Here is a 13062-nt window from a genome sequence, read left to right as displayed (position 1 = left end):
GTCCCCCACACTTCCCTCCGGCGCCGCTGCCGGGCATCGTCCCCGGCCGCCGTCTCCTCCTGGTGCACCCGGACCGGACAGGCGCCTGTCCTGGTGCCCACGCACTACGAGCGCACCACGGCCGCACTACGGCCCCTTGGTGCCCCCTACGGCCGTACTACGGGCCGACCCGCAGCACGCCGTCGAGGTCTCCGGCGGGCAGCACCTTGGTCGAGTTGTGCTCGCGGACGATCCGCCAGCCGTCCGGCGTCCTGCGCCAGACCAGCGAGGTCGTGGTGCGGATGTCCGTGGCGCCGTCGGGCATGGTGATCCGCGCCACGAACGTCAGGGTGGACGCGGCCAGTTCGTGGCCGGTCACGACGTGCGGGCCGTCGTCGACGACATGATGTGCGGCGACCATCTCGCGGAAGGCGGGCTCCCAGATCGAGCCGTATCCGGCAGCCGTCGTCGCCACGCGCTGCTCGGGGTCGAAGTCGTCGTAGAGGCGGAGGTCCGAGGAGCTGAAGTCGTAGAACTCACCGAAGGCGTGCCGGAAGTCGAACGGCGCGTCCCCCTCGTCGCGCTCCCATCCGAACACCCACCGGTTGTGCAGTTCCGCGATCGCTCGTGTGTCGTTCTCATCGGTCATGCCTCGACGCTAGGGCCGCGGGCGCAGCTCAGGCAGGGTCCGTCGCACCCACCCGGGGGACGGCCGCGAGGTCCGGGCCGGGCAGCTCGGCGGCCACCGTGGTGAGCAGTGCGAGGGCCTGCTGGGAGGTGCTGCCGGGTTCGGCCTGGTACACGACGAGCTGCTGGTCCGTCGCACTGTCCACGGTGAACGAGTCGTAGGTCAGGGTCAGTTCGCCGACCTCGGGGTGGTTGAAGGACTTGGCCTCATGACCCTTGCCCCGTACGTCGTGCCGGGCCCACAGCGCGCGGAACTCCGAGCTCTTCAAAGACAGTTCGCCGACGAGGTCGGTGAGCCGTGGGTCGTTCAGCAGGTCGCCGCTGCCCGCGCGCAGGGCCGCGAGAGCGGACCGGGCGACCCGCTCCCAGTCGGGGTAGAAGTCCCGGGCGTGCGGGTCGAGGAAGGTGAACCGGACCAGGTTGGTCTCGTCCCGGTCCAGCATCGTGGCGAAGAGCGCGCTTCCGAGGCGGTTGCCCGCCAGCACATCCAGTCTGCGGTCGATGATCAGCGCGGGTGTGTGGTGCCAGCCGTCCATGAGGCGCAGCAGTCTCGGCCCGACGGGGACACGGCCGGCGGGTACGCGGCCGCCACGTCGGACGGGGCCGTGCGCGGTTCGTGCCAGCTGGTGCAGGTGCGCCGTTTCCTCGGGATTCAGTCCGAGGGCGCGGGCCAGGGAGTCCACCACCTGCGCGGAAGGGTGTTTCTCCCGTCCCTGTTCCAGCCGGGCGTAGTAGTCGGTGCTGACTCCGGACAACTGGGCGACCTCCTCCCGGCGCAGACCCGGCGTCCTGCGCCGGCCCGACCAGGGCTGTCCGGCCCGGGACGGATCGGTCGTCTCTCGCCGGGCGCGGAGGAACTCTCCCAAGGGATTGCCACTGTCCATGCCGCAACGATAGGCGCGCACGGAGCCGGTTACCTGGGTGTGGCGCACCCAGGATGAGACCGCCCTGGCCCGCCTCCGGCTCGGCGCACACGATCGTTCCCATGACAGACGACGCCTCGCGCAACCTCGCTTCGAGCAACCTCGCCTCGAACGACCCCTCCCTGTCCGTTGCCGGCGCGCCCGCGGGTCCGCTGGCCGGCCGGATCGCGGTGATCACCGGGGCCGGTGCCGGGATCGGCGCCGCGACCGCACACCGTTTCGCCGCCGCGGGAGCGGCGGTCGCCCTGCTCGGCAGGCGGCCCGGTCCGCTGGACGACCTCGCCGCGACCCTGCGGAAGCAGCACTCCGCCGACGTCCTGGCGCTCTCGGTGGATGTCACCGATCCCGCCGCGCTGGACGCCGCCGCGGCGCAGATCCGTGCCGCGCTGGGCAGGCCCGACCTGGTCGTCGCCAACGCGGGGGTGATGCTCGGAGCGCCGTTCGACGTGGCGGACACGACCGAGTGGGACCGGATGATCGACGTGAACCTGCGGGGCCTGCTCGCGACCGGCCGGGCCTTCGTCGCGGACCTGCTCGACGCGGCGGAGGCCGGCCGGCCCGCGGATCTGGTGAACCTCGGCTCGATCGCGGCGGAGGTGGTCTTCGTCGACTACCCGGTCTACGGCGCGACCAAGGCGGCGGTCACCCAGCTGACCCGCAATCTGCGCGCCTCGCTGGGGCCTCGCGGCGTACGGGTCCGGTCCGTCGACCCCGCCTTCGCCGTCACCGGGCTCGGCGCCGACATGGCACACGAGGCCACCCGGGCCGGGCTCGACGAGATGCGGTCGGCCATCACAGCCATCACCGCCGAGGACGTGGCCGACGCCATCACGTACTCGGTGGCGGTACCGGCCCGGGTCAACATCGCGGAACTGACGGTCATGCCGACCGAGCTGGGCTGAGACCGGCGGGCGCCGCGCGCCCCCCTGCCGTCGCGGCCGGCACCGCGAGGGCCGGTGACACAGCCATGGCGGGCGGGCGCCTCGCGCCTCGGAACAGGACCGGAACAGGACCGGCCCTGCCGCCCACTGCCTGGGACTGGCAGTACCCAGGCTCATCCGGCGGCCCGCGGCGAGAATGACGCCATGGCCTCCTCCCGTCATGACTTCGCCACGCTGCTGCGCGCCTGGCGCGACCGCCTGTCCCCGGCCGACGCCGGCCTGACGGTGACGGCCGGCCGCCGTGCCCCCGGGCTGCGCCGCGAGGAGCTCGCACAGCTGGCGGGGCTGTCCGTCGACTACGTCCTGCGCCTGGAACAGGGACGCGCGAGAAATCCCTCGGCTCAGATCGTCGGCGCCATCGCCCGGGCCCTGCAGCTCTCCGTCGCCGAGCGCGACCAGCTGTACCGCGGCGCCGGGCTCCTGCCGCCCCGGGACGGGACCGTCAGTACCCATGTCCCCGCGGGGATCCAGCGGCTCGCCGCGCGCCTGGGGTCCGTCCCGGTCGGCGTGTTCGCCGCCGACTGGTCCCTGGTGTGGTGGAACACCCTGTGGAGCGCCCTGCTCGGCGACGCCTCCCAACTCCCCCCTAGTGAAGGGAACTTGGCGCGTGCGGTCTTCGGTGACGGCGCCGCGCACGCGGCGATGCCCCCGCTCCGGCACGAGGCCGGACAGGCCTTCGAGGCGATGATCGTCGCCGACCTGAAGGACGCCGTGTCCCGTTATCCCCAGGACGTCCAACTGGACCGGCTGGTGCAGGAGTCGCGCGCCCTCTCCGACGCGTTCGCCCGGCACTGGGACACGGAGACCGCCGCCACCCTGCACTCCAGCAGCCGCAAGACCGTCCAGCATCCGCGCGTCGGGGAGATCCGGCTCGACTCCGACGTCCTCGTGGTCCCCAACGCCGATCTGCGCATGGTCACTTACACGGCGGCCACCGGAAGCAGCGACGCGGAGAAGCTGGACCTGCTGCGTATCACCCTGGAAGCGACCGAGGACGTAACCGCGTCAGGAAAACCTGTCAGGAAAATCTGACACTGTCAGGTAAATCTCCCCCTGCCAAAAACCTGCCTGTCTCACTAGCGTCGTTCTCGGCGACGAAGAGTGCGGAACCGCGCCCCCTGCGACGGGGCGAAGGGCTCTGCGGCGCATTGTGCCGACTTCCGTCGACTTCGGTCGACTGCGGTCCGGCCGACACTCCTCGCCTTTCACCGAAGAACCTCGAAGGAGACATTCCGTGTTCGAACGCATGGCCGAATTGGCGATCCGCCGATCTCGGCTCGTCCTGGTCGTCGCCGCCCTGGCCGTGGCCCTCATGGGCGCGGTGGGCGCAGGCGCCTTCGACAAGCTGAAGGGCGGCGGCTTCGACGACCCCGCCTCCCCGTCCACCCGAGCGGCGAACGTCATCGACGAGAAGTTCGGCGGCGAGGTCAACCTCGTCCTGCTGGTCCGCTCCCCCGACGGCCGTATCGACACCCCCGCCGCCCAGGAGAGCGGCCGGGACCTGGCGGCCGACCTCAAGAAGGACGAGCGGCTCAGCAACGTCGTCTCGTACTGGGAGACGAACAGCCCCGACCTGCGTTCGGAGGACGGCCGCGAGGCCATGGTGCTCGCCCATGTGCGAGGCGACCCGACGGAGCAGCGGGAGAACGCCAAGGAGGTCATCGACACCTTCAGCGGCACCTACAAGGACACGCTCACCGTCCAGGCCGGAGGAGGCGCCGCCGTCGGCGCCGGTCTGTCGAAGCAGGTGGTCGACGACCTGATCCTCGCCGAGGCGATCGCCATACCGCTGACCCTGCTGCTGCTTTTGTTCGTCTTCGGCAGCGTGGTCTCGGCCCTGCTGCCGCTGATCATCGCGATCATCGCCATCATGGGCTCGTTCGCCCAGCTCTTCCTGCTCGGCAGTGTCACCGACGTCGCCGACACCGCGACCAACCTCACCACCGCCCTGGGCCTCGGACTGGGCATCGACTACGCCCTTCTGATGGTCAGCCGCTTCCGGGAGCAACTCGCCGCCGGGGCGAGCGTGGACGACGCCGTCCGGCGCACGGTGCACACGGCGGGCCGCACGGTCGCCTTCTCCGCCGCGACGGTCGCGGCGGCCCTGGCGGCGCTGCTGGTGTTCCCGCAGTACTTCCTGCGCTCGTTCGGTTTCGCCGGGGTCGGGGTGGTCGCCATCGCCGCCCTCAGCACCCTGTTCGTGATGCCCGCCCTGCTCAAGGTGCTGGGGCACCGGGTCAACAGCGGGCAACTGCCGTGGGCGAAGTCGCGTCGCTCCGACGCCCGTACGCCGCTGTGGGGACGGCTGGCCCGTACCGTCATGCGGCGGCCCGCTCTCACCGCGCTGCCCGTCCTCGCCGTCCTGCTGTTCGCGGCGAGCCCGCTGCTGAACATCACCTTCGGCACACCGGACGAACGCGTGCTGCCCAAGGACGCCCAGAGCCGCCAGGTCTCGCAGCAACTGCGTCAGAACTTCGGCGGCAGCGAGGACTCGGCCCTGCAGATCGCCATCGACCAGCCCGTGGACAAGGGCCCGTTGGCCTCGTACGCGGGTCGACTGGCCGCGCTCGACGGTGTGGTGCGGGTCGAGACCAGTGCGGGAACCTACAGCAAGGGTGAGTCCGTCGTGAGCGGCCCCGCCGACTCCGCGCTCGGCCGGCCCGACGCACAGCGGATCAGTGTGGTGAGCAGCCTGACACCGAAGTCGGACGACGCCCAGGACCTGGTCGGGCAGGTGCGCTCGCTCGCCCCGCCCGCCGGCACACATCCCCTGGTCGGCGGCACGGACGCCGCACTCGTCGACGCCAAGCAGTCCGTCGCCGACCGGCTCCCCCTCGCGGTGGCCCTGGTCGTCCTCACCACCTTCCTGCTGCTCTTCCTGTTCACCGGCAGCATCGTGCAGCCGGTGCGCGCGCTGGTCCTCAACATGATCAGCCTGGCGGCCACGCTGGGCGTGATGACCTGGATCTTCCAGGACGGCAACCTCTCCTCGCCGCTCGGCTTCACCGCGCAGCCGATGGAGGTGTCGATGACCGTGCTGATGTTCTGCATCGCCTTCGGCCTCTCGATGGACTACGAGGTCTTCGTCACCAGCCGCATCAAGGAGCTCCACGACCAGGGCGAGGACAACGAGTCCGCGGTGGTCAACGGTCTCGGTCACACCGGGCGCATCGTCAGCGCGGCGGCCTGCCTGCTCGCGGTGAGCTTCTTCGCCTTCGGCACGGCCAAGCTCAGCTTCATGCAGATGTTCGGCCTCGGCAGCGGACTCGCCGTCCTCCTCGACGCCATCGCCGTCCGCGGTGTCCTCGTACCCGCCGCGATGCGTCTGCTCGGCCGCTCGGCCTGGTACGCGCCCGGGTTCCTGCGCGCGTTCCACGGACGGTACGGGCTCAGCGAGGGCGGTCCGGCGCCGGCGCCCGCTCCCGCTTCCGCTCCCGCCGGATCCGCGGCGGCTGCTTCTGCGGACACACCGACCGGCACGTCGACGGGCACTTCGACCGGCACGTCGACGGACACGAAGAGTTCGGCCGGGGTCTGACTCCCCTGGTGTCGGGTATGGGCCTCGGGCGTCGTCGGACGGCGCCCGAGGCCTGGTCACGAGTGCCGACGACTGTGCGGTGGTCGGGCGCGCCGCGAAGGTGGGTACCACGGGTCCTACCGTCGACGGATGCCCTGGTCGGTACCCGTGTACGGATCGAGAGTGGACGCATCTGGTGGAGCGGCTCGGTCGGACACATACGAGCGACGCTCTCCGCCGCGTCGCCTCCGACCCGGCGGGCCGACCGCTTCGGGCCCTGGTGAACAACGCCGGCGTCGCCGCGAATGCGCCGGTGGAAGCTCTCCCGCTCGCCGACTGGCGGTGGGTGTTCGAGGTCAACGTCTTCGGTCAGATCGCGGTCACGCAGGCGCTGCTGCCCGCCCTGCTGGCCGGTTCCGGACGGGTGGTGAACATCAGCGCGGTCCTGGGCAAGGTCTCCCTGCCCGCCTCCGGGGCCTACTCGACATCGAAGTTCGCCCTGGAGGCCATCAGCGACTCCCTGCGCCGCGAACTCGCCTCCGAGGGTGTGCGGGTGGTCGTCGTGCAGCCCGGCGGAGTACGCACGCAGATGCGCCGACGCGGCCTCGCCAAGGCCGGCGAACTGACGACGGACATGAGCGCGGAGCACCGGCGGAGGTACGGCCCTCTGATGCGGGCGGTCGTCAAGCAGATCGACGCGTTCACCGACGCCGGGGTCTCCGCGGAGAAGGCCGCCCTGGTGATCGCCCGGGCGGTCACCGACCGCAGGCCCCGCACCCGCTACACCGTCGGCCGCGACACGGCGGCCCTCACCCGGCTCGCCCGCGTCCTGCCCGATCGCCTGCTGGACCGCGTGCTCGCCGCGAACCTCCGCCCGCATTTCGAGAAGGCGGGCTAGCCCTGCCGGGGCGCCTACGCGGGCAGCGCGCCGCTCTGTGCCGCCTTGCGGTGGCGGGCGGACAGACGGGAGCCGGACTCGCGGCGGGCGGCGCGGCGCAGCAGGGGCACCGCGAGGAGGAACCCGAGGACCGCCCAGGCGGTGAGGACCAGGGCGACCATGGGCAGTTCCCAGGAACCGGCCGCCTCGGCGGTCCGTGCCGTGTCGGGGAGCAGCGCCGAACGCAGGCCCTGTGCCATCCACTTGAGCGGGAAGACGGCGGCCACCTGCTGGACCGGCACGGGCAGCGAGGTGCTCGGGAAGACCGTTCCGGAGGTGAACAGGAGCGCCATCGTCGGCAGCATGATCAGCGCCAGCGCCTCGCGCGGGTTGGGCAGCACGGCGCCGACGGCCGCGCCCAGCGGTACGACGGCGAGCAGTCCGAGCGTGGTGACCCACAGCAGTGTCAGCCAGCCGCCGGGCCCGTGCGGCAGGGGCCCGTCCACCAGCAGCGCCGCGACAGCCAGGAGCAGGGCCAGGGTGCCGGCCGCCATGACGACCACCAGCATGCTCTTGGCGACGAGGTAGGCCGGTATCCCGCCGGGGGTGGCGCGCAGCCGCAGCAGGGTGCCCTCCTCCCGTTCGGTCACGAGTATCTGCGGGAGGTTGACCAGCCCGATCTGGAACAGGAGGTAGGCGGCGAAGCCCGCGAGCACGAGATGTGCCGTCGGGACATGGGTGCCGGGCACATCGCCGGTGACGTAGACGGCGATCACGAGGGCTACGACCACGTTGGTCAGATGGCCGGACATCTCCTTGGGGCTGCGCAGGAGGTGCCGCAGTTCGATGCGGCCGCGCTGGAGCCCGGCACGCCAGACGTTCGTCATGGGTGTCCCTTTCACGCGGCCCGCGCCGTGTCGTCGGTGCCGTCGGTGCCGTTGGTCTCGTCAATGCCGCCAGTGCCGTCGGTGCCGTCGGTCTCCCGGTGCAGCATGTGCAGGTAGGTGTCCTCCAGCGTCGGGCGGCGTACTTCCAGGCCGGCGATCGGGCCGTCCGCGTGCCGGTGAAGTTCCCAGACCAGCTGGGAGGGGTCCGCGGTGCGTTCGCGGTGGATCGTCCCGTCGTCGGCCGTCCAGCGGACCTCGGCCCGGGCGGCGGCCTGCCGGGCGAGTTCCGCGGGCGTGCCGCAGGCCCTGATCCGGCCGCCGACCAGCATGGCGATCCGGTCGGCGAGCCGTTCGGCCTCGGCCAGGTCGTGCGTGGTGAGCAGAACGGTCACGCCTTCTTCCCGGGCGAGCCGTTCGACCAGTACATGGAACTCGCGTCGCGCCTCAGGGTCGAAGCCGGTGGTCGGCTCGTCGAGGAAGAGGAGTTCGGGGCGGCCGACGATGCCGAGCGCGACGTCCAGCCGCCGGCGTTGGCCACCGGACAGCCGCTCCACCTGCCGGCCGCCCTGGGCGGTCAGGCCGACCAGGGCGAGCAGTTCGGCCGGGTCGCGCGGGTCGGGATAGTAGGTGGCGAAGTGCGTGAGCAGTTCGGCGACCCGCCAGCGGCGGTGGTCGCGCCAGGACTGCAGGACCAGCCCGATCCGGGCCCGCCAGGCGTCGTCACCGCGCTCCGGGTCCGCGCCGAGGACGCTCACCTCACCGGCGGAACGCCGCCGGAAGCCCTCCAGGATCTCGACGGTCGTGGTCTTCCCGGCGCCGTTGGGCCCGAGGAGCGCGAAGATCTCGCCGCGATGGATGTCCAGATCGACGCCCTGGAGGACGTCCACGTCTCCGTACGTCATCGTCACGTCCCGCGCCGAGACGACGGGCTCGGCGTATGTGGCCTTTGTATCCTTTGTTGCCTTTGCGGCCTTCGGCGTCATCGTCCTGCCCCCGAGTCCTGTCGCTGCCGTGGCGGTGTCTCGGCAGCCGCCCCGGCACCGGCGCCCTCGACGATCGCGCGGAGGGCCGCGACATGCCCTTCGAAGGCGTCGCGACCGCGGTCCGTCAGCCGCACCCGGGTACGCCGCTTGCGGCCGCCGCCCTCCTTGTGGAGCTCCAGGTATCCGGCCTCCTCCAGGGTGTGCAGCTGTTTGGAGAGCGCGGAGTCGCTGAGCGAGAGGCTGTCGCGGACGAACGCGAAGTCCGCCCATTCGGTGGCGGCGAGCAGCGCGACCACCGACAGCCGGGTGGCGGGATGGATCAGCTCGTCGAAGCCGGCGGGGATGCTCATCGGCCCGCTCCCGCGCCGTTGGCTCCGGTAGCTCCGCTGGCTTCGGTAGCTGCCACCCGCGTGCCGCGGCTTCGCGCCGACCCGGCCGCCCAGCGGCTCGTCGGCCCGACGAACAGCACGAACACCGTGGCCGAGACCGTGGCCTGGATCAGACCTGCGGGCATCGGCTCCAGCGAGTCGACGAGCCGGCCGGACAGCAGGGCCGTCCCGCCGGTCACCACCGCCCCCGCGACGAAGGTGGCGAACATCCGCCGGGTGTACCGGGTGCGGTGCAGGCGTACCCGGCTCCGGCGGTGGTCGAGCACGGCCAGCGCGCCCAGCAGTGCGACGTACGCGGCCATGACCGGCCCGACGGCCCAGCCGGGCAGGTCCAGGCCCAGCCCGGCCAGGAAGAGCCACATGAGCGCGGCCGTGGCCCAGAGGCTTCCCGAGCCGCCCGTGGCGGACCGCTCGACCTCGTCGTACACCCGCTCCTGCGGCACGCGGACGCGCTGCAGGTCCCGCCACGCCTGTTCGGCATCCATGTGCGTGCTCACGTCACCGCTCTCCCGTTCCCCGTTCGACTTGCCTATAAGGAAAGCTAGCTTTGACTTTCCTTATAGGCAAGTCAACGGTCGTCGACGGACTGGACCCGCGTTCCTGACAGGTCTCAGGAACCGTACGGCCGGATGGCCGTACGGCCGCGTGGCCGTGCGGCCGTACGGCCGTACGGAGCGTCACCGGCGTCCCGAACTCCAGGCGCCCGCAACGTTCTTCACCCAGGAAGTCGAACGTCGGGTCGCGACCGTGAACGCCACGTTCGGCCGTCCGAGGGGCACCGGATACAGTGCGCGGGACGGGACGGCAGCCCGGTCAAGCCCGGTTCTGGTCAAGGAGGGCAAGCGTGACGGACACCAGCAACACCCGCCCAGCCGACAGGGAAGCGCGGGCCCCGCGGCAGAGCCCACTGCACCGCCTGATGCGCTACCTCCCCCTGATCGCCCCCGTCCTGCTGTGGGCGGTGCCGTGCTGGGTGCTCCTGTACACCGGACAGCACTGGCCGCTGCCCGTCGCCCTGACCGGCACCACCCTGCTCGTCCTCGGCCTCGTCACCATGCCGCTCGCCATGGCCCGCGGGCACGGCCGCCGCCAGCAGGACCGGGCGGCGATCGTCGGTGACACCCTGCTGGGAGCCGGCTGGATCCTGTTCACCTGGTCCGTCCTGCTCGGCACCCTGCTGCGGCTCGCCCTGACCCTGACCGGTGTCGGCGAGAGCCAGGACAGGGCGCGCATCGTCACGTGGGCCGTCCTCGGCGTGACCGCCGTCCTGCTCGCCTGGGGGTACGCCGAGGCCCGCCGCGTACCGCGCGTGCGCCGACTCGACGTACAACTGCCGCGCCTGGGAGCCGGGTTGGACGGCCTGCGTGTCGCCCTCATCACCGACACCCACTACGGGCCGCTCGACCGCGCCCGCTGGTCGCAGCGGGTGTGCGAGACGGTGAACACCCTGGAGGCCGACCTGGTCTGCCACACCGGTGACATCGCGGACGGCACAGCCGAACGCCGCCGCGCGCAGGCCGCCCCGCTCGCCACCGTGCGGGCGACCCGGGCCCGGGTCTATGTGACGGGCAACCACGAGTACTACAGCGAGGCCCAGGGCTGGGTCGACCTGATGGACGAACTGGGCTGGGAACCGCTGCGCAACCGCCATCTGCTGCTCGAACGCGGCGGCGACACCCTCGTGGTCGCCGGCGTGGACGACGTCACCGCGGAGTCCTCCGGCCTGGCAGGCCACCGCGCCCACCTCGACGGAGCCCTGGACGGCGTCGATGGCGACCTCCCCGTCCTCCTCCTGGCCCACCAGCCCAAGTTCATCGACCAGGCCGTGGCGGGCGGCATCGACCTCCAGCTCTCCGGCCACACCCACGGCGGCCAGATCTGGCCCTTCCACCACCTGGTCCGCCTCGACCAGCCCGCCCTCGCCGGCCTGACCCACCACGGCCCCCGCACCCTGCTCTACACCAGCCGGGGCACCGGCTTCTGGGGCCCGCCGTTCCGCGTCTTCGCCCCCAGCGAGATCACCCTGCTGGTCCTCCGCTCCCCGCAGCAGCCCACCCCGATGTAGCCCTGGCCCTGGTCGCTGGGCGTACGCGCAGCGACACGCAGCCGCCGGCGGCCGGGATTGCCGTCGCGTCGGGGCCGCAGGGGCGAACGATGCCCTGCCGGAAAGTAGCTTCCCTCAGCACGGCGGCCGGACCCCCGGGGAGGCGGGGCAGCCCCTCTCTTCGTGCGTGCCGTTCAGGCCGAGGAGAGCTGGTTGGCTATCTCCTTCTCCCACGCGCTCTGCTGTGCGGGGTCGTTGAGCGATGACGCCCACTCCTCCGGCGTCTTCCTGTGCTGGGACGGGCCGGCTTTGAGGACCCCGAGCAGTGCGCGTGCCGATTCACGGACGCCGTCGGGGGCGTTCCTGCTCGCGGGGACGTCCGGGCCGGCCGCGAGCGCGTACAGTTTCTGCGCCATGTAGTGACGCTCGCCCTGTTGGACGGATTTCGTCACCTTGAAGAACTCCTTCAACGCGTCGCGGCGCTCGGCCGGTGCGGGCGCGGACGCCGCTGCGGCTGCGTCTGGCCGCTCCGTCCCGGCCTCGGCCTGAGCCGGCGTGGGCCTGGCCCACCGGTCGGGGTGCCGTGCGGCGACATACCGGTTGCTGCCCGCCCTGGCCCCCTTGTAGAGGGCGCCACTGAGCAGGAGGGCCGCTGCCACGCCGGCCACGGCAGGTGCCGCCGGGCCGGCGATCGCCCCCGCGGCGGCGGCGATCGCGAGGCCACCGCCCGCGGTACGCACGGTGTTTCCGCCGAGACTGGCGATGCGCTTGCCCATCTTGGTGTGCTGTTTGTGCCGTGCGTACTGGATGATCTGGGCCAGTTCGGCGTGCAGTAGCTGGTTGACCTCAAGGACGCCCGCCCCGAGTTCCGCGGCGGCCGTGCCCACTTCCGCCGCGACGACGTCCGACTCGCCGCCCTCCTGCTCCCGCGCGGGCCCCGCCCCGGCCGTCCGCCGCTGCACCTCCCCCAACCGGTCGTGTACGTGCTGGAGTTGGCCCTCGTACCCTGACGCGTCGCCGGAGGGCCCCTGGACCAGACCCTTGAGTGCGCGGTTCTTGTTGTAGGTCTTCCAGAGGACGGTGGAGTCACGGGCGGCTATCACGGTGGAATAGAAAATGCTGAAGACGCCGGTGGCCTCCCCGAGAGCGGACACCCCGCCCAGGTGGCCGGCGTTCCTCACCGCGGCGTTGGCCATGCCTGTGGCATCGCCGGCGACCATGCCGACGTTCTGCACCACGCCGAGCGGCTTCCCGTTCATGTCCTTCCTGGGCTTGTGCGACTCCGGGCCCACGCCCTTGCGGCCCTTGCGCGCGGTGTTCAGGGCGCGCGCGTCGTTGACCACCCCCAGGACATCGGTCACCGCGTTGATCCCGGTGTCGACCTGGGCGACGATCGCGGTGGCCTCCACCTGACCGGTGTCGCCCGTGGCCTGCGCCTGCGTCCGGACGCCGCCCTCCGTGGGCGCGTTGATGCGGTTGGCCACCGTGTCGGGCGGGTCGAGGATCTTCTTGGCCTTGTCGGTCTTGGACGACGTGGCGAGGAGCTGTCTCATCTTTCCGGCGACCCTCCTGAGCTGTCCGCCGGCATCGGCCAGGCGCCGCAGCCCTCTTCGACGCTGCCTCACCTCCGGCTGCCCCTGGGCCTGCGCAGCCGCCGCTGTTTCCTGCCGGCGCTGTTCCTCCGCCGCGGCCTCTTCGTCCTGTCGGCGCTGCTCGGCCGCGGCCTCTTGCCGGCGATGCCCTTCCGCCGCCGCGTCCGTCGCCACCGCACCGACCCGACGCCGCCGCTCCTCCAACACCCCCGGCCGCCGGCGCCCCTCGGCCGCCGCGTCCGC

11 protein-coding genes and 1 pseudogene are annotated in these 13062 nt (G+C 71.9%); 5 read left to right on the top strand and 7 right to left on the bottom strand.

All coding sequences use genetic code 11. From position 1 onward, the window contains the following. Positions 1–157: 157 nt before the first annotated feature. Together IE278_RS27540 and IE278_RS27535 are read right to left on the bottom strand one after the other, a co-directional pair. Positions 158–628, bottom strand: coding sequence for a nuclear transport factor 2 family protein (locus IE278_RS27540; RefSeq protein WP_189775972.1), 471 nt, complete (start codon positions 626–628; stop codon positions 158–160). Between the two features lie 28 nt (positions 629–656). Beyond that, positions 657–1550, bottom strand: coding sequence for a helix-turn-helix transcriptional regulator (locus IE278_RS27535; protein WP_189775971.1), 894 nt, complete (start codon positions 1548–1550; stop codon positions 657–659). Between the two features lie 101 nt (positions 1551–1651). Here IE278_RS27535 and IE278_RS27530 point away from each other — a divergent pair, with 101 nt between their 5' ends. The 4 genes from IE278_RS27530 to IE278_RS27515 all read left to right on the top strand — a co-directional run bounded on the left by IE278_RS27530 (position 1652) and on the right by IE278_RS27515 (position 6945). Further along, complete coding sequence (locus IE278_RS27530; protein ID WP_189775970.1) at positions 1652–2491, top strand: SDR family oxidoreductase; 840 nt, start codon at positions 1652–1654, stop codon at positions 2489–2491. A gap of 183 nt (positions 2492–2674) precedes the next feature. Continuing rightward, positions 2675–3562 carry a helix-turn-helix domain-containing protein gene (locus tag IE278_RS27525; RefSeq protein ID WP_189775969.1) on the top strand — a complete coding sequence of 296 codons (888 nt, stop codon included), beginning with the start codon at positions 2675–2677 and terminating at the stop codon, positions 3560–3562. A gap of 202 nt (positions 3563–3764) precedes the next feature. Next, positions 3765–6068: an MMPL family transporter gene (locus tag IE278_RS27520; protein WP_189775968.1), complete on the top strand. Its 2304-nt coding sequence runs from the start codon at positions 3765–3767 to the stop codon at positions 6066–6068. A gap of 175 nt (positions 6069–6243) precedes the next feature. After that, on the top strand, positions 6244–6945 hold the full coding sequence (locus IE278_RS27515) for an SDR family NAD(P)-dependent oxidoreductase (protein WP_213089744.1): 702 nt from the start codon (positions 6244–6246) through the stop codon (positions 6943–6945). Positions 6946–6959: 14 nt separating this feature from the next. Here the strand turns inward: IE278_RS27515 and IE278_RS27510 are convergent, their stop codons facing one another. From IE278_RS27510 to IE278_RS27495, 4 genes are all read right to left on the bottom strand, one after another. After that, on the bottom strand, positions 6960–7811 hold the full coding sequence (locus IE278_RS27510; RefSeq protein ID WP_189775967.1) for an ABC transporter permease: 852 nt from the start codon (positions 7809–7811) through the stop codon (positions 6960–6962). A gap of 11 nt (positions 7812–7822) precedes the next feature. After that, on the bottom strand, positions 7823–8713 hold the full coding sequence (locus IE278_RS27505; protein ID WP_189775966.1) for an ABC transporter ATP-binding protein: 891 nt from the start codon (positions 8711–8713) through the stop codon (positions 7823–7825). Positions 8714–8790: 77 nt separating this feature from the next. Beyond that, complete coding sequence (locus IE278_RS27500) at positions 8791–9144, bottom strand: transcriptional regulator (protein ID WP_189775965.1); 354 nt, start codon at positions 9142–9144, stop codon at positions 8791–8793. Further along, the gene (locus IE278_RS27495; RefSeq protein WP_189776072.1) at positions 9141–9668 is read right to left on the bottom strand and encodes a hypothetical protein; all 528 of its coding nucleotides are present in this window, start codon (positions 9666–9668) and stop codon (positions 9141–9143) included. The genes IE278_RS27500 and IE278_RS27495 overlap by 4 nt, the downstream gene beginning before the upstream one ends. A gap of 359 nt (positions 9669–10027) precedes the next feature. On the opposite strand from IE278_RS27495, the gene IE278_RS27490 reads away from it, so the two are divergent. Next, positions 10028–11248: a metallophosphoesterase gene (locus tag IE278_RS27490; protein ID WP_189775964.1), complete on the top strand. Its 1221-nt coding sequence runs from the start codon at positions 10028–10030 to the stop codon at positions 11246–11248. Positions 11249–11421: 173 nt separating this feature from the next. On the opposite strand, the pseudogene IE278_RS27485 reads toward IE278_RS27490, so the two are convergent. Further along, positions 11422–13062 (bottom strand): annotated as a pseudogene (locus IE278_RS27485) (hypothetical protein); the annotation flags it as partial.

This window comes from Streptomyces tauricus (assembly GCF_014650955.1).
In the GTDB taxonomy this organism is placed as follows: domain Bacteria; phylum Actinomycetota; class Actinomycetes; order Streptomycetales; family Streptomycetaceae; genus Streptomyces; species Streptomyces tauricus.
Note: the sequence above shows the minus strand (reverse complement) of the source record. Positions and strands in the feature narration are given on the sequence as shown.

Coding starts and splice junctions, on each gene's coding strand:
- IE278_RS27505 (WP_189775966.1), bottom strand. CDS start 8,713: ATGACGTACGGAGACGTGGACGTCCTCCAGGGCGTCGATCTGGACATC.
- IE278_RS27540 (WP_189775972.1), bottom strand. CDS start 628: ATGACCGATGAGAACGACACACGAGCGATCGCGGAACTGCACAACCGG.
- IE278_RS27530 (WP_189775970.1), top strand. CDS start 1,652: ATGACAGACGACGCCTCGCGCAACCTCGCTTCGAGCAACCTCGCCTCG.
- IE278_RS27495 (WP_189776072.1), bottom strand. CDS start 9,668: ATGGATGCCGAACAGGCGTGGCGGGACCTGCAGCGCGTCCGCGTGCCG.
- IE278_RS27500 (WP_189775965.1), bottom strand. CDS start 9,144: ATGAGCATCCCCGCCGGCTTCGACGAGCTGATCCATCCCGCCACCCGG.
- IE278_RS27535 (WP_189775971.1), bottom strand. CDS start 1,550: ATGGACAGTGGCAATCCCTTGGGAGAGTTCCTCCGCGCCCGGCGAGAG.
- IE278_RS27510 (WP_189775967.1), bottom strand. CDS start 7,811: ATGACGAACGTCTGGCGTGCCGGGCTCCAGCGCGGCCGCATCGAACTG.
- IE278_RS27525 (WP_189775969.1), top strand. CDS start 2,675: ATGGCCTCCTCCCGTCATGACTTCGCCACGCTGCTGCGCGCCTGGCGC.